Origin of the sequence: Mariprofundus sp. EBB-1 (assembly GCF_003665155.1) — a bacterium.
Taxonomy (GTDB): domain Bacteria; phylum Pseudomonadota; class Zetaproteobacteria; order Mariprofundales; family Mariprofundaceae; genus Mariprofundus.
The window spans coordinates 1-24,712 of sequence record NZ_RCFQ01000037.1; the positions used below are offsets into that span (position 1 = coordinate 1).

The following is a 24,712-nucleotide window of genomic DNA, read 5'->3' on the forward strand; positions in this document are numbered from 1 at the left end:
GTAGCAGCATTCTCTATGTCGGCTTGTGCTCACCATATTAACACTGATAGCAGCGAACTCGATGCTGCGCGTACTGCAATTGCAGAAGCTAAAGCTGCAGGGGCAGAAAATTGTGCACCTAAATTACAAGCTCAGGCTGTGGCATCCTTGTACTGGGCTGCACATGAATTGACAGAGGTTGGTTATCATCCTGAAGAAAATTCAGAGTTGATTGCGCGGGCTGAAGCGAAAGCTAAAGAGGCTCGTTCTCAAGCTAAGATTAACTGTGCTCCTAAACCGAAACCTGTTGCAAAGCCGAAAGTCGTCGAAATCATCAAACTATCCGGTGTGAATTTTGCCAATAACAGTGCTGAACTGACTCCGGCATCCATTTCTATTCTTGATACTGCTGTAGCAACACTGAAACGTCGCTCTGACATTATTGTTGAAATTGCAGCACACACAAGTAGTCGTGGTGCTGCAGCATATAATTTGTCGCTTTCCAATAAGCGTGCTGCAAGCGTGAAAGATTATTTGATCTCTCATGGCGTTTCGGCAAATCGTTTGAGCTCTAAAGGTTATGGTGAGACCCAACCGATCGCTGTTGAAAACAACCTGGCGGATGAAGCAATCAATCGACGTGTTGAACTGCGTGTGATGAATTAAAGATTATTAAAAAGATGTATAGAAAGGGGCGGTTTTACCGCCCCTTTTTTTATGATCGTTTTTTGAGATGCGGAATAAGCTATAGGTAATAAAACCTTTATTTACGTTTGAGGCTTCTTTTCCTTGGGTTGGAATTGCAGGCACTGCATGCTGGAGGCTGATTTTACACTCATGCAGGGGATCATCTTTGATTTGAAACCGAAGGCTCTGCAGCCGTGCGGGTTATGTTTGTCCCAGGTGATGAAGTAGAAGCGACAGCTGCGGCAAGGCGGAGCCGTTGTAGGTAGATCGTCAGCCATCTATATCGATTTGAACGATGTCGTTTTCTACACGAACAGGGAAGGTGTCGATGTCTTCATAGGCTGGGGGGGTGAGTGAGCGGCCATCGCGAATACAGAAACGGGCGCCGTGACGCGGGCAGATGATTTGATCTCCTTCACAGATACCGCTGGCCAGTTCACCACCATCATGGGTGCACACATCTTCAATCGCAAAGAACTGGCCATCCAGATTAAACACTGCAATTTCAGCATACGGTGTGTTGATGGTTTTACGACTGCCCGCTGGCAGTTCGATCTGTGGGGCTACATCAATCCATTCAGACATATTTGATCTCCATTGTTCAGCCGGGTTTTCCATCCACGCGTGTAGTCAGAAGAATAGAGGAATAACGGATTCCTACAATGATGAAGGCAAGCAGCCAGCAACCACTACTGACAAGTATGGCGCTATCCAGCAGTTCCGGTTTAATCAACGGCAGTGCCACGCGCGCAATAGTGGCAATAAACAGCAATATAAAAGCGGTCGGAATCCATGGCAGTGCAACAATCTTTCGCCCGGTGTGTCCCAACGCAACACGGCTCATCATGCCCAGCGTGAACATGCCGATACCACCTACTGTCCAGGCATGGATGGCATGCATGGTGGCCAGATCCAGAATCACAGCCAGAGCGTAGATGATAAAGCCAGCCACCAGCCATGCATAACCGATTTGCAGTATCCACAGCATCGGCTCCCGCAACACGGCACGATCAAACCAGATGTACAGACGAACAGCATGAATCAGCGCAGCCAGTAGTGCTGAAATACAAATCAACCACGCATTGCCAACCGCTATGGCGACGGCAACCAGCAGAATAGAAGGCAGGGCAAGTTGCTCAATGCGTTTGTTCTCAACTGGTTTGATGCCGATTGCACCCTGCATGAAAAAGGGTATCACCCTGCCACCGATCAGGGCGATCAGTGCCATGATTAAACAGACGGCAATCTGCATGGCCTGCATAGCGATATTTTGAATCAATCCCAGCACTTCAAGGTGAACGGCACCATTACAGAGGCTCAGTAACAGCAAAATGATTGGAATAGGATAGTTGCGTGATTGTGCTGACTTTAGAATCAGGCGTCCGAGAATCACAGCCAGCGTTGGTAGAAATAGCATATCCAATATGGCAAAGGCCGATGCCGGCATGAAAGGCAGTGCAGAGAATAGTCTTGGAGCCAACCAGAGTAGTACAAGCAGTCCCAATGAAAGGCCGGATGGTGTGGCTAAGCCGGTCCAGTTGCGCACCGAGGTGAGCAGGAATCCGGCAATCACAGCGATTGCATAACCAAACACCATCTCATGCGCATGCCAGAGAGGCAGATCAAAATAGTTATGGTGCCAGATGCCGCTGGCAAAACCCGCCAGTGAGATGGCCATGAACAGTACGGCAAACCAAGTGCCAAGTAGAAAAAACGGGCGAAACCCGAGAGCCAGTGGTGCCCACTTTTGCGGCTTAGGAGTATTTTTATCGTTTGAAATCTGGATGGCGGTGAAACCTTTTCCAGACATGCTTTAGAACATGCCCAATTGTAAACGTGCTTCGTCGGACATCATGGAACGATCCCATGCAGGATCGAATATCAGTTCCACATGTACGTCATCAACATGTTCTACATCGAGTACTTTGGCGCGTACATCATCAACAATGAATGGCCCCATGCCACATCCGGGAGCAGTCAATGTCATGGTGATTTCAACCAGATTACTGCCGTCATCGGTATCGATGATCTGGCAATCATAGATCAGACCAAGATCAACGATATTGACCGGAATCTCCGGGTCAAAACAGGTTTTCAGGGCTGCTTGTAGAACTTGTTCATCGACAGTGCCGACAGAGGGTGTTTTCTCTTCTTCAGCCGTTTTTTTGCCATGCTCACCATCTTGCGTGAAACCGAGGGCGTCACCGTCTTTGCCTTCGATGCGGGCCAGGTTGCCATTCACACTGACAGTATATGTACCACCGAGTTGTTGGGTGATCATCACCGCGGCACCTACCGGGATAATGACCGGTGTACCCAGTGGAATGAGAACGGCATCAATATCGCGTGTGGTGGTGATCATTTTGTTAGAAATAGTCATTGTATTATCCGCTTATTCTGTTTTTGCAATTTCATGGGAATCTTCCACAGCTGATTTGAGTGTATGCCAGCACAGAACGGCACATTTGATGCGGCTTGGAAATTCACGTACGCCAGCCAGTACAGCCAATTTCCCCAGCTTCTCTTCATCCGGATCTTCATTGATGTCTGAGGTAACCATATGCTGGAAGCGTTCAAAGCTATCAGGGAATTCAGATATCGGTTTACCTTTCAAGGCTTCGGTCATCAAGGAAGCCGAAGCCACTGAAATCGCACAGCCTTCACCTTCAAAGGAGATATCTTCAATGATGTGATCGTCATTCACATGCACATAGACATGCAGTTTATCGCCGCACAGTGGGTTGTAACCATCGGCATCACGGTTATACTTTTTGAGCACGCCAAAATTGCGCGGTGCTTTGTTGTGATCGACAATTACTTGTAGGTACAGATCTCTTAAATCAAACATATTCAAACCTTCTATTTACCGCAGAGGACGCAAAGCTCACCCCAGGGTGCCTTCTCTTGCGCAAGCGCAATTCACCTTGTCGCAAAGGAAAACCTGATTTTAATAGCGCAGCCATGGCTATTGAAAAATAGTCACTAGTATTCAATAAGGTCCAGGTTTTCAATGCTATTAATAACTTTGCGCAACTTTGCGTTCTTTGCGGCGAAAAAATCATGCGAAAATATCTTGCGCTTTTTTCAGTGCTGCAAACAGTGCGTCCACTTCGCCTTCAGTATTATAAATCGAGAAAGAAGCGCGTGCGGTGGCGGGTACATTGAAGAACTGCATCACAGGCATTGCACAGTGGTGCCCGGCACGAATCGCAACACCATCACGGTCCACAATCGTACCCAGATCATGCGGATGCACACTATCCATTACAAAAGAGAGTACGCATGCTTTATCACGCGCCGTACCAATTTGACGTAGTCCGTTAAAAACTTCTGCTTTGTTAGTGGCATAACGCAAAAGTTCTTTTTCACGTCTGCCGATCGCTGCAAAACCGATGTTCTGGATATATTCGATTGCCTTACCGAAACCGATCGCACCGGCAATATGTGGAGTGCCGGCTTCGAATTTATAGGGTAGGTCATTGTACTCGGTTTTTTCAAAAGTGACCATGCGAATCATATCGCCGCCACCCTGATAAGGGGGCATGGTTTCAAGGATGGATTCTTTGCCGATCAACACACCGATACCGGTCGGGCCATACATCTTATGGGCACTGGTGACATAAAAATCACAATCCAGCGTTTGTACGTCAACAGCCAGATGGGCGGCGGCCTGTGCGCCATCAATCAGCACCTTGGCACCAACGGCATGAGCCTTTTCGATGATGCTTTCAATCGGGTTGATGGTGCCGAGTGCATTGGACATGTGCACCACACCGACCAACCGGGTGCGTTCAGAGAGCAGACTATCGAACGCATCCATGATCAACTCACCTGCATCATTGATCGGTGCAACCTTCAGTGTTGCGCCAACATGATTGCATAACATCTGCCACGGCACGATATTGGAGTGATGTTCCATGTGGGTGATAAGTACTTCATCACCGGCTTTGATATTGGCGCCGCCCCATGATGACGCGATCAGATTAATCGCTTCTGTGGTGCCACGCGTGAAGATCACTTCGCGTTCACTTCTTGCATTGAAAAAGCCTGCAATGATCTTGCGTGCCGCTTCATAATCAGCCGTTGCGCGCTCGGAGAGCGCATGCACACCACGATGTACATTGGCATTGTCGTGTTCGTAATAGTGCGAGACGGCATCGATCACACATTGCGGTTTCTGGGTGGTGGCTGCGTTATCCAGATACACTAACGGCTTGCCGTAGATCTCCTGACTTAAAATAGGAAAGTCTGCACGAATTTTTTTCACATCAAACATGATTAACACCTTTTTTTACCGCAAAGAGCGCAAAGTTTCGCAAAGAGTAGATCATCAATTGCGGATCTCTTATTGGTATTTCCTTTGCGTAACTTTGCGGTGAAGGATTGCTCATCCTAAAACACCTTCCAGATCACCCAGATTAGGCAGTTTGGAAAAGGCCTCTTTTTCGATAAAGCTACGTACCGCTTTGATATCCATGGCTACCAGAATCTCATCGGCAAAGGCGACGGTGAGCAGCTGACGCGCTTCATCTTCGGAGAGGCCACGAGATTTAAGGTAAAATAGCTGGTTTTTATCGAGCTGCCCCACGGTGACGCCGTGTGCACATTTTACATCATCATTATAAATTTCCAGCTCAGGTTTGGTATCGATCTCGGCATGTTTTGATAATAGCAGATTACCATTGGATTGCGCCGAATCCGTTTTAACAGCGCCTTCAGCCACTACGATTTTACCATTAAACACAGCATGCGCACGACCATCGAGTACAGTGCGATAGTTCTCACGGCTGCAGCAATGCGGAGCATTGTGATCAATGCGGGTGTGGTGATCGATGTGCTGACGACCGGAAGCTACGAACAGACCGTTCAGCGCACATGATGCACCGGGTTCTGCCAGGTTCACTACGATATCTGCACGCGAAAGGCTACCGCCCAGTTCAACGGCATGCAGGGTATAACGGCTGTCACGCGCCTGTTTGACTTCGACACGGCCGACATGGAACTGTTTGTCGCTTTCCAGCTGCAGACGGTAATGGGTCAATGCGGCATTATCACCCAGACGCAAATATGTGGCGATATTGCTTAGCCCTGCTTGATCTGAGTCTGTACCAATAAAGTGTTCAATCAGGGTGGCTTCTGCCCCCTTACCTAACATCAGACCATTGAGCGTGTGGGCAGTGCTGTTGCCGACATGTACAGCATATAAAGGTTTGTCGAGTTTGATGCCGTCACCAATGCAAGCGCACAGCCCATCGCTGGCTAAAGCGCTGTTGGCAGCGAGCAGACCATTAAACAGAGGGGCGGACTCATCCAGTTTGAACAGGCAGTGGGCGCTGTCGTCGGTATCATTCTGCAATAGTTCTGATAGAGGCCGCAGTTGAACGCCGTCAGGTAGATTGGATTGCTCAGGCTGGAACTGACCGGCGATAAAGACCAGACGATAAGCATCCAGATCATCAATCGTGGCCAGACTGGTCGCATCACTGTTGATCGCTGTTGGCGCAGTCAACCACCATGCATCGCCGAGTGTCGCAGTCAGTCGGGATATGTCGGTATATTTCCAATCTTCATCACGTTTGCCTGGTAGGCCGGTGCGGGCACAGATATCGGCGGCCTGTGAACGCTGTGCCTGGACACCAACATTGCCGGGCAGAGATGCAATATTCAGAGTCAGATCACTCATGATGCACCTCCATGTGCATCACCCAGAGGGCGGTATATTACCCGTGTAAATTTACTGTCGTGTAAATTTATCATGCCGCTGCTTCTTCTTTGACCCAGTCATAACCGCGAGATTCCAGTTCCAGAGCCAGACTTTTGTCTCCGGATTTAAGGATCTGACCATCAGCCAGTACGTGTACGAAATCAGGCTCAATATAATCAAGCAGACGCTGGTAATGGGTCACCATGACAATGGAACGATCTTCACGGCGCAGTTTATTCACACCATTGGCGACAATACGCAGCGCATCAATATCCAGTCCTGAATCGGTTTCATCAAGCAGTGCCAGTGATGGTTCGAGTACAGCCATCTGAAAAATTTCGTTACGTTTTTTCTCGCCGCCGGAGAAGCCTTCATTCACACCGCGCGACAAGAATGACTCATTAAGCTCAACCAACTTGGCCTTCTCTTTGACCAGTTGCATGAAATCAATCGCATCGAGTTCCTGTTCGCCCTGATGTTTGCGTTTGGCATTGACGCCGGCTTTGAGCATATAGGTGTTATTCACACCGGGGATCTCCACCGGGTACTGAAAGGCTAAAAAGACACCTTCCCAGGCGCGCTCTTCAGGCTCCATCGCCAGCAGGTCTTTGCCGTTATAGGTGACGGAACCTGCGGTTACTTTATAACCATCGCGGCCGGCAATCACATTGGAGAGGGTGGATTTGCCGGAACCATTGGGCCCCATAATGGCATGCACTTCACCAGCGCCAATCTCAAGATTGATACCTTTTAGAATTTCTTTGCCAGCCACTGAGGCGTGTAAATTTTCAATTTTCAACATAAATCAAAACCTTCTCACCGCAAAGTTACGCAAAGTTACGCAGAGTAAGTCTTTTAACGTCTCTGCGCCTCTCTGTAACTTTGAGGAATATTATTTTGCCACCATGCTTACAACATGATTATAGTTTTTACTCTGCGGAACTCCGCGTACTCTGCGGTGTACGCTTTTATCTTTTTTACCCGACCGCACCTTCAAGGCTGACTTCCATCAGTCGGTTGGCTTCAACGGCAAACTCCATCGGTAGTTCGTTGAAGACATCTTTACAGAAGCCGTTGACGATCATGTTGACCGCATCTTCTTCTGAAATGCCGCGTTGGCGACAGTAAAACAGTTGATCCTCACCAATTTTTGATGTGGTGGCTTCATGCTCCATCGTAGCGGTCGGATTTTTGACTTCCACATAGGGGAACGTATGCGCTCCGCATGTGTCACCGATCAGCAACGAATCACATTGGGTGAAATTGCGAGCACCATCAGCATTTTTACCAATACGTACCAAACCACGATAGGCCTGCTGTCCGTGTCCGGCGGCAATACCTTTGGAGACAATGGTACTCTTGGTATTTTTACCAATATGGATCATTTTGGTACCGGTATCGGCTTCCTGGCGCATTTTAGTCAGAGCAACCGAATAAAATTCACCAACCGAATCATCGCCGCGCAACACACAACTTGGATATTTCCAAGTGATCGCGCTACCGGTCTCTACCTGTGTCCACGACACTTTTGAACGCGGGCCACGGCAGTCAGCACGCTTGGTAACAAAGTTGTAGATGCCACCAAGACCATTTTCATCACCCGGATACCAGTTCTGAACCGTGGCATATTTTATTTGAGCATCATCAAGCAGCACCAGTTCCACAACCGCTGCATGAAGCTGATTTTCATCACGTTGCGGGGCAGTACATCCTTCCAGGTATGAAACATAAGCACCTTCATCGGCAATGATCAGGGTGCGCTCGAACTGACCGGTATTGAGGGCATTGATGCGGAAATAGGTGGATAGTTCCATCGGGCAACGTACACCTTTAGGAATATAAACGAATGAACCATCCGTAAATACAGCTGAATTCAGCGCAGCATAAAAATTATCGCCGCTGGGTACGACGCTGCCAAGATACTGTTGCACCAGTTCGGGGTAGTCACGAACGGCCTCTGAAATTGGACAGAAGATCACGCCTGCATCTTTCAGTTTACCTTTAAAGGTGGTGGCGACCGAGACCGAATCAAATACCGCATCTACGGCAACACCAGCCAGAAACTCCTGCTCACGCAATGGAATGCCTAATTTCTCATAGGTTTCCAGTAGTTTTGGATCAATTTCATCCAGGCTTTTGGGACCATCTTCTTGTGACTTGGGAGCTGAATAGTATGAGATGCTCTGAAAATCAATTTTGTCATACTGCACATGCGCCCAATGCGGTTCGCTCATGGTCAACCAGTGGCGGAATGCTTCCAGTCGCCAGTTCAGTAACCATTCAGGTTCATCTTTTTTGGCTGAAATGTGACGAATAACATCTTCGTTCAGGCCGGGAGGCAGGGTGTCGGAGTCAATATCTGTAACAAAACCAGCTTCATATTCATTATTGGTGAACTCTTCCGGTTTTGGTTCAGTTTTTTTGGTTAATGTGGCATCGCTCATGAGAGTGCCTTAGTCATATTCATTGTTGGATCTCCATGAATTGTAATGCCGCGTTGTAGTCGAAAGATAGGCACAAAGTCTGCCTCGGTCATGTCGGCTAAAGATATGTCCTGCAGGGCCTGGCCGACAGCTTGATTAATACGTTTCCAGTTGTTGCTGGTGGAGCAGACATCATGCTGGTCGCATGCACCACCACCTTCGAGATTACATTCAGTTAGCGCAATGGAACCTTCAAATACATTGATAACATCGCGGACATTAATTTTTGTGGCTGGACGGGTCAGTTCATAACCACCCTTGGCTCCACGAACGGAAGCAAGCATGTGTTCATGCAATAACATTTGCAGAATTTTACTGACGGTGGGTAAGGGGATGTGTGTTGCCTCGGCCAACTCTGTGGCGGAAAAACGTGCTTGTCCTGACGACGCCATATGGGTCATCAGTAAAATGCCATAATCCGTTAATTTGGTTAACCTGAGCATGTCACACCTCTATATGCGACAATTCTACTCCGGATTCAATCAGGATCAATATGGTATGAATTAGGGTTATTATAGGAGTGTGTTTGGAAATGCTGTATGAGCCTCTGTTTTTAGCGAAAACTTTGCGGGTCAATATTATATTTGCGCAGCAATTTACGCACGGTGTTGCGGTTTAATCCCAGCATTTCAGCCACTTTCAATTGATTCCCATTGCAACTCTCCATCGCCAGCTCCAGCAATGGTGGTTCAACCTGTTCCAGTAGATTGGCATGCAAGTTGGTGGCTTTGCCATAACCGAGCTGGTGTAGGTATTGACGTGTACAGCGTGTAACTGCCTGTGCGAGCGTCTCTTCTTCATGATGGGAGTTGCCCGCATTGCCCAGCGCCAGTGCAACATCGGATAGTGTGATACTTGCTCCCGGTGTTAATACTGCCAGACGATGCATGACATTGCGCAGTTCACGAACATTGCCCGGCCAGTCGTGGCGACTGAGCAGTTCGATGGCATCATCGAGCAGAATGGGGGCGGTCATGCTCAACTCCGTGGCGGCTTTATCGAGTAGATAATGGGCCAGTTCAGGAATGTCATCGCGCCGATCTCTTAATGAAGGTATCTCAACAGGGATTACGTTTAATCGATAATAGAGATCTTCGCGAAATTTACCCTTGGCAATGGATGTTAGCAGGTTCTGGTGGGTCGCCGCCAACAGTCGGACATTGAGCTGTTTGAACTGGCTGCCGCCGACACGCTGCACACGCCCCTCTTCCAATACGCGCAGCAACTTGGCTTGCAGGGCGGCGGGCATGTCACCGATTTCATCCAGAAACAGGGTGCCGCCATCAGCCTGTTCGAAACGCCCTTCACGCGCTTTATCTGCGCCTGTAAACGATCCTTTTTCATGGCCAAAGAGTTCGGACTCCAACAGTTCGGCGGGAATGGCGGCGGTGTTGATGGCAATAAAAGCTTTATCGGCCCGCTGACTGCGGTCATGCAGGGTGCGCGCTACCATCTCTTTACCCGTGCCGGATTCACCGGTGATCAATACCGTTAAATCAGACTCGGCTACACGGCCCAGGGTGCGGAACATCTGTTGCATGGCCTGGCTTCGTCCGATAATCAGATCTTCTTTGACTGCGGTGGTGCTGGGTTTGGCAGTCTCTTTCGCAGGTCGTACGCGCTGGATTAATTGTCGTACCTCATCCAGGTCAAAGGGTTTGGGCAGATATTCCATGGCTCCAATGCGATAGGCCTCAGCGGCATGACCAAAGGTGGTTTCAGCCGTTAACATGACCACGGGCATGGAGAAATGACCCTGGGCCAGAAATTCCATGCCGTTGCCATCGGGCAGATAGACATCGAGGAAACTAAGGTTGATATCCGCATGCGCTTTGTCGGTGAGAATGGTTTGGGCTTCAGCAATAGATCCGGCATGCAATACTTCCAGCCCCTCTTCTTGTAACACACGGTCAAGAATCCAGCGAATACCTTCATCATCATCAATCAATAGCGCTTTCATACTCTTTTATCCCCATGCTTTTCTGCATCAGATTCTGTTCTTATTGGCAGATGTAGCGTCATTGTTGTTCTGCCTTTGCCGCTGTCCACATTCACACGCCCGCCATGCTCTAGCATTACGCGTTCAACCAGTGCCAAGCCTAATCCACTACCGCGTTGTTTGCCTGTGACATAAGGTTCAAACAGACGGTCCCGCAACTCCAGAGGGATCATCGCACCATCGTTGGTAATACTGATTTCAATGACCTGACCATGATGGCCGGGCAGATGTACCAATGGAGCCATACGGGTTTGCCATTCAATTTTGCTGTCGGCTGCTTCCACTGCATTTTGCCAGAGGTTTTCCAGTGCTTGTGTAAAACGAGCCGCATGCAGCAGGGTATCAGGCAGGCTAGGGTCGAATGAACGATGCACCTGAATGCCGGGCTGATAGCAAATCACGCTTTGAATCAGACTGTGAATGTTGGTTTTCTGCATTTGCACAGATGCGTGTGGCCCTACTTGCAGAAAAGAGTCGATTCGATCCCGAATACGATCTACGCCGGACAAAATTTGCACCACGGCTTCCTTGTTTGATTTGGAAAGATTCTGTTCTGATAGCCACTGGCTGGCTCCTCGCAATGCAGCCAGCGGATTTTTTACTTCATGCGCCATCTCTAGTGCGATACGTGCAACGGCCTCAGCCATTTCATGGCGTTTGGTATGTTGTTCTACTTCGCTGCGGCGTGCTTCGGGTACAAATATTACAGTGATGCCATCATCATAGATATTTAAGTGCAGTGATATTGGCAGGCTGCTTGAACGAATGCAGATCTGATTACCCGATATGCTGCCATACGGCGTTAATCGAACGCGTAGCTTTTGTATCTCTGATTTTGGCGAGAAAAGCTCATCTAAATGTTTACCAATAAGGCGTTTCTCTGAATTGCCCAAAGCTTCCTGAGCATATACATTGGCTTGTATGAGCCTGGCTTCTGCATCGAGCAGTAGCGTGGGCAGAGGCAGCGCCGCAAGACTAATATGATCAGATGACAATATTAGACTCTGACACTTGCGCAGTATTGCTCTCTGAGATCGGTTCTACATCAGCCTCATCTGAGAGCTTAAGGAAATAACTTTCGGCGAAATCGAGCATCTGCTGCCATTCAGACATGACTTGAAAATGAGAACGGAAATCTGCCGAGCCACGTAAGCCTTTGCTGTACCAGATCACGTGTTTACGCGCTAATTTGGAAGCGGTCTGAATGCCATGATGTTCAGCTAAATGACGCAGGTGATCAATAACAATAGCCCAGCGCTGTTCAGGTGTAGGTTTTGCAGGTTGAGGTAGACCCATCAGGGCGGCATGGACTTCACCCAGCACCCAGGGGTTGCCCTGTACGGCGCGGCCTACCATCACACCATCGCAGTTGGATATGCGAATCATCTCTTTGGCGGATTCACCATCAACAATATCGCCATTGCCAATAACCGGAATCGATACTGCATCTTTGGCTAAGCCAATATCTTCCCAGTTGGCATGGCCATGAAACATCTGTGCGCGTGTGCGGCCATGTACGGTCAGCATCTGGACGCCGCTTGCCTCTGCGATGCGTGCTATGGAAGCTACGTTTTTTGAGGGTTCATCCCAGCCGGTGCGGATCTTCAACGTGACAGGTACTTCAACTGCTTTAACAACCGCTTCAAGCACGCGTGCGACAAGCGGTTCATCTTTGAGCATGGCAGAGCCTGCTGTCTGTTTGCATATCTTTTTGACCGGGCAGCCCATATTGATATCAACGAAATCAGCGCCGTGTCCGACAGCCCAGCGTGCGGCCTCGCAGACAAATGCAGGATCAGAACCGGCGACCTGAATGGAAGCTGGATGCTCATCATCACCGAGCTCAGCCATGCGTTCGGTGCGTTCGCGCCCCATATCTACTGCACGCGAAGCGATCATTTCAGTGACCACAAGCCCGACCCCGAACGGTTTGCAGATACGTCGAAATGGTAAATCGGTAATGCCAGCCATAGGGGCCAGCACCAGCGGTACGTCGATATTGTGATTGCCCAGGGTAAAACCCGGCAGAAGTCGTTGATTCATCTGAGTAGATCCTATTGCTTGCCTAAAAAATGTGCAACGGTAGCGCCTTCTTCAAAACTTGCACCTGTTCTGTGCAATGGTCAGCTTCGGGGGTATGGAAACTTCTGATAAATCAACCGATACCCTGCCAACAATCCATTGGCCGAACACACATTTTATGCAATCGGTGGCTGATCCCACGCAGTTTCCTGATATAGAATTGCCACAGATTGCGGTAGCCGGCCACTCCAATGTGGGTAAGTCCTCATTGATGAATGCGCTGTTTGGCCGCAACGGTCTAGTGAAAACATCCAAAAGCCCCGGCTGCACAAGGCTGCTCAATCTGTTTGATGTGGATGATCAGTTGCTGGTAGTGGATTTGCCCGGTTATGGTTATGCCAGAGCCCCGAAAAAAGAGCAGAAACGCTGGATCAACATGATTGAGTCCTATCTGGTGAATGCCGATCTTAAACTGGTGTTGTTATTGTTAGATATTCGTCATGGCCCGAAAGATTCTGATCTGCAGTTGATCGAATGGCTCAATGAAGGCGGTATCCGTTGGTTGCCGGTCGCTACCAAGGCAGACAAGCTCTCCGGTAATAAACGCAGCATACGTCTGAAAGAAATGACAGAAGCGATGGGTGGTCTGCTTAGCCCGATGCCCACATCCAGCTTTAAAGGCATGGGTATTGATAAGCTGCGCAAAGTGATTCAGCAGGAAATGTTAAGGGCGGAGTGATGTGTTGGCCTCCAGCCAATCACCAGTAAATAAAGTAAAAGCGTTTCTTAAGGTAGTTCGTAATCCACCACAGTGCGTGCAATCGCGGCTGCTTTGATGATAGGCACAACGGCCTGATGTTCGGGATGCGTTTGATAGGCCTCTAACGCCTGGCGGCTTTCCAGCTCGGAATAAAGCACCACATCGGCCGATTGCCCGGATGCAAGAAAGTCGATACCCACCTCTACCTTTAATAAGCCCGGTATTTTTCCATTTAACGCTTCCAGGCGTATTTTTATTTCTGTGGCGTCAGCCTTATCTCTTAATTTCCACATTACGATATGTTTAATCATCTATACCTCTGAATGTAATATTTGGTTTTGATCCCGTGGGATTCTCTGTTATTGCTACGTGGGCGGTATCGCCTATTTTTTTGCGTCGAGCAGCTGACGCAGTGATTGGGACAGTATCTCAATGGCACATGGCTTTTGCAGGAAAAGCGTATGAGGTGAAGCTTTGTCAATTTCAAAACTCTGCTCTCTATCGTAACCAGAAGAGAAAATGATGGGCATATCAGTGTTGATGTGTCTGATATGTTCGCTCAATTCACTGCCGCCCATGATTGGCATGATCATATCGGTAATGATGAGATCAATTTGCTGGTGTTTTTCTTTGAAAATATCCAGCGCAATCTGTCCGTTCTCAGCTTCAATGATGTGATAACCGAGCGCGTTGAGTACCTCTGCAGTGGTGCCTCTCAGGTTGGGTTCGTCATCGACCAATAGAATGGTTTCACCTTTTCCTTCGATGGCAAAATGTGGATCTACATGCAAGACCCCCGGTTGAGTGTCTGCCAGTGGTAGATAGAGATGAAATGCAGTGCCTGTCTCTGCATTGCTTTCCATATCAATATATCCTGCATGGGTTTTGATTGCCCCATAGACCATGGCCAGCCCAAGACCTGTACCTTCACCTACGTTTTTTGTAGTAAAAAACGGTTCAAATATTTTCTCACTGATGGCGTCTGGAATACCTGAGCCATTATCCTGAATGCAGATGTGTGCAAATGATCTGTTCTCAGTTTCAGCTTCAGGATGTGTTCTCAGGAAGGCATCGGTGACAGTAAATGCATGCACAGAGCAGTTGATGGTGGGATGCAGAGCATGGGATACTGCACTGTGGGCATTGTTCAGAAGGTTCATTAATATCTGCTGTAGCTGGGTTGCATCACCAATAATGACAAGCTTCTCTTCGCAAATATCAATGTTGCATGCAATGCTTTCAGGTATTGAGCGGCTGGCTAATTTGAAGGCCTCCTTTATGAACGAATTGAGAGGTAGTGGCTTCATATCGACGCGATCTTTACGGGCAAATGTGAGTAGCTGCTTGACCATGTTGGCGGCATGGTTTGCAAGTTGCTCCATATTATTCAACTTATCGATGATGACAGCATTGCCGGTGAGATGCCTTCTTGCCATGTACAAGTTTCCTTGCAGGGCAGCTAGCATATTGTTGAAATCGTGGGCAATACCTCCCACCAGCGTGCCGATGGACTCCATTTTTTGTGCTTGATGGAATTGCGCTTCCATCTGCTGAAGCTGACTTAAATCTTCAAGTACACAGATAAAGTGGCTGATTTTACTATTTTCGTCGCGAACAGGTGATGCAGCCAGCATAGCTGGATAAAAAGATCCATCTTTACGTTGTTCTGTAACCCTGCCCCGCCATGAGTGGCCTTGATCCAGTGCTTGCCATGCCTGTTGTACGATTGCTTCATTGTTATCACGGTGAAGTGTGGGTGATGTTTTTCCAATCACATCATCCCATCGAAAGCCTGTAACTTCGGTAAAGGCCGGATTGATATATTCGATGACCCATTTGCTATCGAGTATAGTGATGACTTCACTGGACTGTTCAATCGCCTGTGACAGCTTTTTCAGCTGTTTTAGATGTTGTTCACGTTCCATCGCGATACCTGTGAGTTTTGCTGCATTGGCAATATCGCGGATCTCTTCCGGAGCTGGTGAGCGCACATGATCATAATACATGCCGAATGTGCCGATTACTTTGCCTTCGGAGTTGCAGATGGGTTCAGACCAGCACGCTCGCAGATTCAAAGGTATGGTCAGTTCAAGATAGGGGGCCCAGCGTGGGTCATGTTCGATATCTGCGGCGATGGTGCGTTTTTTGTTGAAAGCGGCAGTGCCACATGAGCCAACCATCGGGCCGATTTCCAGGCCATCAATAGCGTTATTATAGATCTCTGGAAGATTGGGTGCAGCGCCTCTGCGCAGGCGTCCGTCAATCACTCTTAAAATGGTGGCTTTCATGCCCGGATAACGGTTTTCATAACTATGAATAATCGCATTGAAAATTTGATCCAGATTTTTATCACTGGCAACCATCTCAAGAATCTCTGAGATGGAATCCTTTAGTCTTTCAGCTTCTTTACGTTCGGTGATGTTAAAAATGTAGCCATCAATCCATCTGTCTTGATTTGGTGATGAGCTGGGCTGACCGGATTCAAGTACCCAGCATTGAGTGCCATCAGCTCTGATAATGCGATATTCATACGCGTATGGTGTTCCATGTTTTAAGCCATGTTCAATGGTGTTGAGAATCGCTGCTTGATCGTCAGCATGAATAATGCTGTGATAGGGTCGGGTATTGTTGGTGAAGTCGGTGGCCGGGTAGCCGGAGATTACTTCGATTTCACTACTGATGAAATCCATGTCTGAGCTATGATCCGGGTGATAACGAAATACAGCCCCCGGGATATTATCTACCAGTGTTCTGAAGCGGGTTTCGCTTGCATGCAGATCCTGAGTGCGATGGCGTACCATGCGGCGAAGAAGGGTGGATTGAAATGCGAAAATAAGCAGCAGGATGCATAGTGTCGCAATCATTAACTGCCAACGATACTGGGTGATAAAATCACTGAGTTCGGGTTCGGGCACATAAAGGAATTGTTCTACCGGATAGTCTTGAGGTATCAGCTCTAAATCGGCATATGTTTGGGCGATTTGTTTCCAACGGTGCAGGTTCATATAGCCGGGGTTTACAAGGTCTTTAAACATCATATCGGCAGTCCGGGCGGCTTCGAAATAGAGTTGGCCGGAGCTTAAATTTTGTGTGTTATATTTACTCTGAATGATTTCAATGGTTTCATCTACATGCTCAAGGGCATACGACCAACCATCCATGCTGGCTTTGAGAAAACTCTGCACGCGTTCCGGATGTTGGTGTATTTCTTTCTCTGATGTGATAAGGATATCGCCATAAAAATCAATATTATATTGGCTGGGGCTGAGGATCCGATGGGCTATGCCCTGCTCAATTAGCTGATGTGGTTGATCGGTGATGTAGATACTGAATGCATCGGTATGGCCGAGAATGAGATCCTGAATATCAAAGCTGCTGTCCTGCCTGATAAAGTCGGATTGGCTTAATCCAGCTTTTTTGAGGCTAGCCAATAACACCGCATCCATTTTGTTTGCCTGCATCATCACACGTTTACCGCGCAGGTCAGAAAAGTTCCGGATGCCTGAATTTTTGCGAACGGCCAGAGCGAGAGGGGAGTGCTGAAAGATGGCAGCCAGCGCTTTGATCGGTTTACCCTCAGCGTGGGAAAGCAGGGCGCCGGTATCAGCCACCCCATAGTTCCCTTCGTTCTGCAGCGTAAAATCTGACGATGGTTTACCAGGGCCACCTTCAATCAGGTTGACTTGTAGGCCGGCGTCATCATAAAACCCTTTCTCTTTGGCCATGTAAAAGCCAGCGAATTGAAAAGCATGTTTCCATTTGAGTTGCAGGTTGATCTGTTCATTTGCGTGCGCAAGCACAGGCGTGAGCAGCAGTGTGATACATGTAAGCAGCGTACAGCATAACTTGCTTGTGAGATGCATCGCTTTTACGAGACCCATTTGATTATACCCTGCAATACGCTGCCTCCATTCTATTGGTGACTCCATCCGCACGCTGTCTTGTTTGTTCTGCAAAGATCACACTCATAGCAATACTCCAGCCACCATCGGATGCGTTTAAGGTGTTAACGAGACTGATCGTAGCAGTTCAAAGCATCAATATTAACCATAAATAATAACAGCATTAAGGATGCCAGTATTTCAAGGGTTCGGATTTGCAGTTGAATTTTATACTTGACTAAAATGGTCGGGTTAATAATATCCGACTTTTTTACACGGGTATTATATGTCCGTAGGAGGTACAGATGCGATTAACAAGTAAAGGCCGTTATGCGGTTTCAGCTATGGTAGATTTGAATAATCAGAAAGATAGCGGCCCGGTGACACTCTCTGCTATTTCAGAACGGCAGTTTATTTCACTATCTTATCTTGAACAGCTGTTTCGGCGCTTACGCGAAAATGATCTGGTTACCTCTGTGCGTGGTCCGGGTGGTGGTTATCTGCTGGCTAAAGATGCTGAGGATATTTCAGTTGCCGAAATTATTCGTGCTGTGAATGAGCCCGTGCGCACGACAATGTGTGAAAATGGTATTCGTGGTTGTCATCGTGGCCAGCGTTGCGACACCCATCAGTTATGGGAATCACTTGGCTTGCACATCTATCGCTTTATGGATGCGGTGAGTCTTAAGCAGGTTTGTGAGAAGAGCGTTGTGCTTGATCACATTGAGTTGGGTGATGTGGCTGAATATTTGCCACTGATCCATAATCCGGAAGGAGTCATTAAGATTGAAACGGTATCTTGATTGCAATGCAACCTGTCCTCCTGTTCAACAGGCTCTTGAAGCCTCGGCGCGGGCGGCGGTAGAGGCGGTAGGAAACCCATCCAGTCTGCATTGGGCCGGGCGGGCAGCGCGACGTATTATCGATGATGCGAGAGATACGCTGGCAGCCTATGTGGGCTGCGAGTCGGGAAGTGTGGTGTTTACCTCAGGTGGTACAGAAGCCAATAATATTGCTATTCATAGTGTACTTTCAGGTGTTGAGTCGGGCCGTGTGATATGTACGGCCATTGAGCATCCTGCGGTACTTCAACCCTTGCAACGCGCTTCGGAGCATGGTTTTGAAATCGTCAGCGTGCGTCCTGATGCGCATGGCGTGGTAAGTGCTGAGGCAATGATTGATGCGATCACAGATGACACGCGCATGGTCTGTATGATGCTGGTCAATAATGAGAGTGGCGCAATTCAACCGGTGCAACAGGTGGCAGATTATTGTCGTGATCGTGGTGTTCCGATATTGGTGGATGCGGTGCAGGGGCTTGGAAAACTGTCACTTGATTTTAAGTCAGTGAATGTTGACTTTATGAGTTTGTCAGCCCATAAAATTGGCGGCCCCAAAGGTGTTGGAGCCCTCTTGGTGAAGCGTGGCGTGAAACTGCAAGAGTTATCTCCAGGTGGTGGACAAGAGCGCAAACGCCGATCAGGTACGGAGAATGTGCCCGGTATTGCGGGTTTTTCGGCGGCGTTGGGTCAGATTGATTTTTCACAATTTGCTCCTGTTCGCGATGCCTTTGAACAACAGCTGGCAGATAAGATTCCTGAAGTGAGCATTGTTTCTAAAGATGCTACGCGCACAGCCAATACCAGTCTGTTTATGTTGCCTGGTATGGACGGTGAAACGCTGTTGATGCAACTGGATTTGGCTGGTTTTGCAGTGGCATCCGGCTCGGCCTGTTCATCAGGGAAACGCGAAGCTTCACATGTGTTGCTGGCAATGGGATTGAATGATACTGCGGCGCGCAGTTCAGTGCGTGTCAGTTTTGGGCCGGGAAATAGCATGGACGATGCTGAGGCACTGGTGAATGCGCTGGTGACGGTTCGGCAGCGTTTAAGAGCTATGGCGGGAATTAGGTAAAACCTAACAAAAGCTTTTCACCGCTAAGGACGCAAAGGAACGCAAAGTAAGTCAAAGGCAATGAATTAAGGGTGGTCTGGAGCTAAAGGTGCTGACTTCCTTGTACTAACAATAAGCAGTGCCTACCTGGACGCCTAGTTTTTTTTCGACAAACTTGCTTTTACTCTGCGAAACTCCGCGTACTCTGCGGTGAAAAAAAGATTATATATGTGAAAAGCTTATAAATGGTAAAAGGATTACTAATATGGACAGGCAGATTGATATTGAATTAACTGAAGCGGCGATAGCGCGTGTGCATAAACTTGTGTCGGATGCTGGCAAAGCGGGGCTTTCTCTTGCGGTGCGACCGGCTGGGTGTTCGGGTCTGGAGTATGTGATGGATTTGGCCGATGCAGCCAAAGAGAGTGATCTGGTGCAATCCTATGATGGGTTTGATCTGTATGTCGATGCAGAATCTTATGCCTCGGCGCTGACAGGTTTGAAGCTGGACTTTCAGCAAGATGCTTTGTCATCTGCTTTTGTTTATCATAATCCCAATCAAGAAGGTGCATGCGGCTGCGGTGAATCCTTTTCAGTGAAGTAATAGTTGTGAAAATTGCATTGTTCTGTTCTATTTCTTGATGATCTACTTAGGTTGAATCCATTCGTGTGAAAGGAGTTTTTATGTCCAGCGTATTATTATCCATTTCAGGCCATGACCGTGCCGGTATTGTTCGTGATGTTGCCGAGGCATTGTTGCATATCGACGTTAATATTGAAGATTCATCTATGACAGCCCTGCGTGGTCGTTTTACGATGATGTTGATTGTAAATCTACCTGAAGATCGCGCCATCAGCGAACTGAAAGCTGCCTTGGCAGAATTGGAGCAGCGTACACGTTTAACGGTTCAATCTCAGGTGATTTCTGATGAAGAGGCAACTGCCGCTGCATCGGAACCAGATCATGTCATCACCGTGCATGGAGCAGATAAGGCGGGCATCGTGTATGCAGTAACAGATGCGTTGGCTACACTTGGGGTGTCGGTTGTTGATGTGTCAACACAATCGCGTAGTTCTGATCAATCCGGCAGTAATGTGTATATGATGGTGCTGGAAGTGGTTGCGGGTGATCAGGGTGATGCCATGCGTGTGAAGTTGAATGAAGTGGCTAGCAGTATTGGTGTTGATGTTGATCTGCATGTTCTGGACGATGCTGTTTTATAAGGTCAATCGGTTTTTCTCGTGTCTGCTCAAACTATTTTAACAAATCCGGATGCACGTTTGCGCATAGTCTCAGATGTGGTGAGCGTTTTTGATGAGCCGTTAATGCTGCAGTTTTTGGTTTTGCAGCAGAGTATGCAGGCCGGTCCCGGTGGTGTTGGTATTGCGGCTCCACAGCTTGGTGATAACAGGCGTATGATTGTAGTGGACTGTAGTCAGAGTCTGAGACCCTGTAAAAACCATGGTCTGTTGTTTATGACCAATCCACGCATCGAATCCGCTAGTGGTGAACGTCTGGGGCGTGAGGGATGTTTGTCGGTGCCCGATTGGGTGGGCATGGTGCCGAGAGCGGCAGAAATATCTGTCTGTTTTGAGGATGAAGCTGGTCACTCTCAGCAGATTTCAGCTGTTGGTTTTGAAGCGCGTGTTATCCAGCATGAAATTGATCATCTCGATGGCATTCTGTTTATTGACCGGGTGGTTTCGAGTAAAGGTTTGGTGCGGCGCATGCATGCCTGAGTTGCCAGAGGTTGAAACGGTTCGAGCTGGACTTGAGCCACTGCTCACTGACAGAAATATTATCGATGTAATCTGTCATCGCAGCTCTTTGCGCTATCCGCTGCCTGATTTTTCCGGCTTGGTGGGGCTGCGTGTGAAAGCGGTTCGCAGGCGTGCTAAGTATCTATTGTTTGATATTGATGATGCTAATGCTGAACGTGCAAAGGTGCTTGTTTGGCATTTGGGAATGACCGGGCAGTTTCATGTGTTACCTGCACAGGCCGAATGTGGCTTACATGAACATGTTTGCTTCAACCTTAGTGATGGACACAGTTTGCGTTATCGCGATGCGCGGCGCTTTGGTTATGCGGGATTGTTGTATGCGGATGAGCTTGAACAACATGCCTGGTTTGCAGCACTTGGGCCGGAACCTCTGTCCGATGCCTTTTGTGTGGAGCATTTGGCTAAAGCCTGTGCCGGGCGTAAAGCGCCTGTCAAAAATGTTATTATGGATGCGGGCATCGTGGTTGGCGTGGGTAATATCTATGCCTCAGAATCATTGTACCGGGCCGGTATTCATCCAACCAGAGCGGCAGGGAATATTTCCGCGGGGCGATTGCGGCTGTTGGTGAAGGTGATTCGGCAGGTGTTGAGAGAAGCTATTGATGCTGGCGGCTCCACTATCAGCGACTTTGTTCATGCCGATGGTAAACCCGGATATTTTGCGCATAGCTTTCAGGTGTATGGTCGGCAGGGAGAACAGTGTTTTGCATGTGAAAAACTGATTAAACGCATCTCGCAGGCTGGACGAAGTACATTTTATTGCTCGAACTGTCAGCATTAAACAGACAGACATCGCCATAGCATAAAAATTGAAAAAGTGGTGAAAAAACTTGCGCTCTGTTTTGCAATGTGATTCAATGACTAAAATAAGCGGTAAAACGGCTGTGTAACAGTCCCGATTGATGGGTAAGTGGTATCGAAAAGAATTCACACCATCGTAATGAAAACTGATCAACATTGACTCATACGACATAATAATTAGATGATAAAGCATTGGGTATTGCCCTGTGTGAGAGGATAGAATGGCAACGAAAAAAGTAAGAGAACAAGCGCATAAAGTACTCAAAGATAGCTTTGGTTATGATGCATTTCGACCGATGCAAGAAGAAATCATTTGTGCACTTATGGATGGTAAAGATGCTTTTGTATTGATGCCAACAGGTGGCGGTAAGTCACTGTGTTACCAGATTCCAGCCATGATGCGTCCGGGCACGGGGATTGTAGTATCGCCATTGATCTCTTTGATGAAAGATCAGGTTGATGCGTTGAATGCCTGTGGTGTGAAAGCTGCATATTATAACTCATCGCTAAAAGCTGCCGATGCGAAGGAAGTGCTGGAGCGATTTGAATCCGGTGATCTGGATATGCTCTATGTTGCACCAGAGCGCCTGCTCTCCAAGGTATTTCTTGCAAAATTACAAAAATTAGAGCTTTCGATGTTCGCTATTGATGAAGCGCATTGTGTATCACAATGGGGTCATGACTTCAGACCGGAATATGTGCGTTTGGGTGAGTTGCGTGAAATTTTCCCTGATGTGCCGATGCTGGCTCTTACTGCGACGGCTGATGAACATACACGAGAAGATATTAGTGAGCGCCTGAAACTGGAAAAAGCGCAGCGTTTCACGGCTAGTTTTGATCGCCCTAATATTCGTTATCTGGTAGCGGAAAAGCGTCAGCCATTGACCCAGATTTTACAATTTTTAGAAAGTTGGCAGAACTGTTCGGGTGTAATTTATTGCCTGTCGAGAAAACGGGTGGAAGATCTGGCTGTGAATTTACAGCGTCATGGTATTCGTGCGGCAGCTTATCATGCCGGTATTCCGGGCCGTTCGCGTGAAAAGGTGCAGGATGATTTCTTGCGCGACCGTGTGAAAGTGATTGTGGCGACCATTGCCTTTGGTATGGGCGTTGATAAACCCAATGTGCGTTTTGTGATTCACCATGATATTCCCAAGAGTATTGAATCTTATTATCAGGAAACAGGGCGTGCCGGCCGTGACGGCTTGGAATCGGAAGCGTTGATGTTGTATGGCTCCGGTGATGTGAATCTGGTTCGTCGCCTGATTGAGAATGTGGAAAATATCGATCAGCGTCGTGTGGAAGTGCATAAACTCAATAGTATGGTGGGCTTTTCTGAGGCGCTGACATGTCGCCGCCGTGTGTTGCTTGGTTATTTCGGTGAGGCATTGGATGAGCCATGCGGCAACTGTGATGTTTGTCTTGATCCGCCGAAAACCTATGACGCAACCGAACTTGCTGTGGCTGCGTTGCAATGTGTGCGTGAGGTCAAGGGCCACTTTGGCATGGGATACATTATTGATGTGCTGCGTGGATCGAACAATGCGCGTATCAAAGAAAACAAACATGACAAAATTAAAAGTCATGGTGCCGGTGCGGATATCAATGCTGATGAGTGGACATCTATTTTGCGTCAAATGGTGCATCATGGTTATTTTATGCAGGATGTATCCAAGCGTGCCGCCATGTTGGCTACCAAGAAAGCTGAATTTATTGGTGCCGGTGAACCGATTATTCTGGCCAAATATCAGCCGGGTATTAGAAGACAGTTTAAACGTTTGGGTATGGCGCGTGATGAGCTTCTGTTCAAGAAGCTTGTAGCACTGCGCGAAGAGTTGGGTGAAAAGGAAGATGTGCCACCGCATGTTGTATTTAATGATGTGACACTTACTGAGATGAGCCAACGTAAGCCTGATAATGATAAAGCTATGCGTTTGATCAGTGGCGTGGGTGAGCATAAGTTGGAAGCATATGGTGATGCTTTTATTGCGCTGATTAAAAAGCACGGTGATAGCAAGGCCAGTAAAAAAGCCAAGGATGATAGCAAGGATATTCCGATGCTGATCGCCAAAGGCCCTGGCTTGAATGAAACACAGACCTACACGTTGGCGCTGTACCGTAAAGGCTTGACACTGGCTGAAAATGCTGCGCAGCAGGGTGTGAGTGAAACGACGGTTCTCAAGCATTACGTTACCATTATTCGTGCAGGTCAGTATCTCGATGTGCCAGCCTACATTGGTAAAGATTTTGAGACGGTGATGAACGAGCTTACGGATGCAGATCCGTATGCTTCACTCTCAGAAATTAAATCCGATCTATCAGTGGATCTGAATAATGAAGAGTTTCGTTTGGTGTTGGCATGGCGTGAAGCGATCGGCGTCGCATAGCCTCCATATCACCCCTGATTTTCCTAATCACGGTGTTGAAAAGTACGCGCGTACATTAGTACGCTCCGCGTTTTCGCCTTGTTGTTAGAAAAAATCAGGAGCAATCTGAAAGCTATGCTCTGTTTATAGATGTACTGAATTTTCTGATGAGATCAATTAAAAAGCCCGCGTACAATGTTGTACGCGGGCTTTTTTTGTTGGTTCATTGCAAATTAGCGGGAACTATGAACTTACATGATTACGTACAAAGTTCAGCTATCTTACGATTTATTAAAAAAGAAAGAGAACGCATTCCTTTAATTAAAGAGAGACAAGGTAAGTGAGCCAAAGGAGC

23 protein-coding genes are annotated in these 24,712 nt (G+C 47.9%); 9 read left to right on the top strand and 14 right to left on the bottom strand.

Annotated elements, in window-relative coordinates; genetic code table 11:
• Positions 1–645: OmpA family protein (locus D8Y20_RS12120; RefSeq protein ID WP_147434084.1), on the top strand; the 645-nt coding region annotated here is incomplete at its 5' end.
• Between the two features lie 291 nt (positions 646–936).
• On the opposite strand, the gene D8Y20_RS12130 is transcribed toward D8Y20_RS12120, so the two are convergent.
• The 12 genes from D8Y20_RS12130 to dusB form a co-directional block, all read right to left on the bottom strand.
• Positions 937–1,251, bottom strand: a complete 315-nt coding sequence (locus D8Y20_RS12130; RefSeq protein WP_121543977.1) for a non-heme iron oxygenase ferredoxin subunit — start codon at positions 1,249–1,251, stop codon at positions 937–939.
• 16 nt (positions 1,252–1,267) lie between these two features.
• Positions 1,268–2,476, bottom strand: a complete 1,209-nt coding sequence (locus D8Y20_RS12135) for an NnrS family protein (protein ID WP_121543978.1) — start codon at positions 2,474–2,476, stop codon at positions 1,268–1,270.
• 3 nt (positions 2,477–2,479) lie between these two features.
• Positions 2,480–3,046 carry a putative Fe-S cluster assembly protein SufT gene (sufT, locus tag D8Y20_RS12140; RefSeq protein WP_121543979.1) on the bottom strand — a complete coding sequence of 189 codons (567 nt, stop codon included), beginning with the start codon at positions 3,044–3,046 and terminating at the stop codon, positions 2,480–2,482.
• A 12-nt stretch (positions 3,047–3,058) separates the two neighbouring features.
• Positions 3,059–3,514 carry a Fe-S cluster assembly sulfur transfer protein SufU gene (gene sufU / locus D8Y20_RS12145; RefSeq protein ID WP_121543980.1) on the bottom strand — a complete coding sequence of 152 codons (456 nt, stop codon included), beginning with the start codon at positions 3,512–3,514 and terminating at the stop codon, positions 3,059–3,061.
• A gap of 210 nt (positions 3,515–3,724) precedes the next feature.
• Positions 3,725–4,942 carry a cysteine desulfurase gene (locus D8Y20_RS12150; protein ID WP_121543981.1) on the bottom strand — a complete coding sequence of 406 codons (1,218 nt, stop codon included), beginning with the start codon at positions 4,940–4,942 and terminating at the stop codon, positions 3,725–3,727.
• 111 nt (positions 4,943–5,053) lie between these two features.
• On the bottom strand, positions 5,054–6,349 hold the full coding sequence (sufD, locus tag D8Y20_RS12155) for a Fe-S cluster assembly protein SufD (protein WP_121543982.1): 1,296 nt from the start codon (positions 6,347–6,349) through the stop codon (positions 5,054–5,056).
• Positions 6,350–6,419: 70 nt separating this feature from the next.
• A complete protein-coding gene (gene sufC / locus D8Y20_RS12160; RefSeq protein ID WP_121543983.1) occupies positions 6,420–7,172 on the bottom strand; it encodes a Fe-S cluster assembly ATPase SufC in 753 nt (250 codons plus the stop codon).
• A 175-nt stretch (positions 7,173–7,347) separates the two neighbouring features.
• Entirely contained in the window at positions 7,348–8,814 is a 1,467-nt protein-coding gene (gene sufB / locus D8Y20_RS12165; RefSeq protein WP_121543984.1) for a Fe-S cluster assembly protein SufB, read from the bottom strand.
• Positions 8,811–9,296 carry an SUF system Fe-S cluster assembly regulator gene (locus tag D8Y20_RS12170; protein ID WP_121543985.1) on the bottom strand — a complete coding sequence of 162 codons (486 nt, stop codon included), beginning with the start codon at positions 9,294–9,296 and terminating at the stop codon, positions 8,811–8,813. Before D8Y20_RS12170 ends, sufB begins: the two co-directional genes overlap by 4 nt.
• A 110-nt stretch (positions 9,297–9,406) precedes the next feature.
• Complete coding sequence (locus tag D8Y20_RS12175) at positions 9,407–10,813, bottom strand: sigma-54 dependent transcriptional regulator (protein WP_121543986.1); 1,407 nt, start codon at positions 10,811–10,813, stop codon at positions 9,407–9,409.
• Positions 10,810–11,847: a nitrogen regulation protein NR(II) gene (locus D8Y20_RS12180; RefSeq protein ID WP_121543987.1), complete on the bottom strand. Its 1,038-nt coding sequence runs from the start codon at positions 11,845–11,847 to the stop codon at positions 10,810–10,812. Before D8Y20_RS12180 ends, D8Y20_RS12175 begins: the two co-directional genes overlap by 4 nt.
• Positions 11,837–12,895, bottom strand: a complete 1,059-nt coding sequence (gene dusB, locus D8Y20_RS12185; RefSeq protein ID WP_121543988.1) for a tRNA dihydrouridine synthase DusB — start codon at positions 12,893–12,895, stop codon at positions 11,837–11,839. Before dusB ends, D8Y20_RS12180 begins: the two co-directional genes overlap by 11 nt.
• 94 nt (positions 12,896–12,989) lie before the next feature.
• Here dusB and yihA point away from each other — a divergent pair, with 94 nt between their 5' ends.
• The gene (gene yihA / locus D8Y20_RS12190; protein ID WP_121543989.1) at positions 12,990–13,613 is read left to right on the top strand and encodes a ribosome biogenesis GTP-binding protein YihA/YsxC; all 624 of its coding nucleotides are present in this window, start codon (positions 12,990–12,992) and stop codon (positions 13,611–13,613) included.
• A gap of 47 nt (positions 13,614–13,660) precedes the next feature.
• Here yihA and D8Y20_RS12195 read toward each other — a convergent pair whose 3' ends face one another.
• Positions 13,661–13,945: a Dabb family protein gene (locus tag D8Y20_RS12195; protein WP_121543990.1), complete on the bottom strand. Its 285-nt coding sequence runs from the start codon at positions 13,943–13,945 to the stop codon at positions 13,661–13,663.
• 72 nt (positions 13,946–14,017) lie between these two features.
• On the bottom strand, positions 14,018–17,515 hold the full coding sequence (locus D8Y20_RS12200; RefSeq protein WP_161957639.1) for an ABC transporter substrate-binding protein: 3,498 nt from the start codon (positions 17,513–17,515) through the stop codon (positions 14,018–14,020).
• 305 nt (positions 17,516–17,820) lie between these two features.
• Here D8Y20_RS12200 and D8Y20_RS12205 point away from each other — a divergent pair, with 305 nt between their 5' ends.
• The 7 genes from D8Y20_RS12205 (at position 17,821) to recQ (ending at position 24,378) form a co-directional block, all read left to right on the top strand.
• Complete coding sequence (locus D8Y20_RS12205; protein ID WP_121543992.1) at positions 17,821–18,318, top strand: Rrf2 family transcriptional regulator; 498 nt, start codon at positions 17,821–17,823, stop codon at positions 18,316–18,318.
• Positions 18,302–19,429 (top strand): cysteine desulfurase family protein, encoded by a 1,128-nt coding sequence (locus tag D8Y20_RS12210; protein ID WP_121543993.1) that lies wholly within the window; start codon positions 18,302–18,304, stop codon positions 19,427–19,429. The genes D8Y20_RS12205 and D8Y20_RS12210 overlap by 17 nt, the downstream gene beginning before the upstream one ends.
• A gap of 244 nt (positions 19,430–19,673) precedes the next feature.
• Positions 19,674–20,012, top strand: coding sequence for an iron-sulfur cluster assembly accessory protein (locus tag D8Y20_RS12215; protein WP_121543994.1), 339 nt, complete (start codon positions 19,674–19,676; stop codon positions 20,010–20,012).
• Positions 20,013–20,092: 80 nt separating this feature from the next.
• Entirely contained in the window at positions 20,093–20,632 is a 540-nt protein-coding gene (locus D8Y20_RS12220; protein WP_121543995.1) for a glycine cleavage system protein R, read from the top strand.
• An 18-nt stretch (positions 20,633–20,650) separates the two neighbouring features.
• Positions 20,651–21,148: a peptide deformylase gene (gene def, locus D8Y20_RS12225; protein WP_121543996.1), complete on the top strand. Its 498-nt coding sequence runs from the start codon at positions 20,651–20,653 to the stop codon at positions 21,146–21,148.
• Positions 21,141–21,971, top strand: a complete 831-nt coding sequence (mutM, locus tag D8Y20_RS12230) for a bifunctional DNA-formamidopyrimidine glycosylase/DNA-(apurinic or apyrimidinic site) lyase (protein WP_121543997.1) — start codon at positions 21,141–21,143, stop codon at positions 21,969–21,971. Before def ends, mutM begins: the two co-directional genes overlap by 8 nt.
• Before the next feature lie 241 nt (positions 21,972–22,212).
• Complete coding sequence (gene recQ / locus D8Y20_RS12235; RefSeq protein WP_121543998.1) at positions 22,213–24,378, top strand: DNA helicase RecQ; 2,166 nt, start codon at positions 22,213–22,215, stop codon at positions 24,376–24,378.
• Positions 24,379–24,712: the final 334 nt, after the last annotated feature.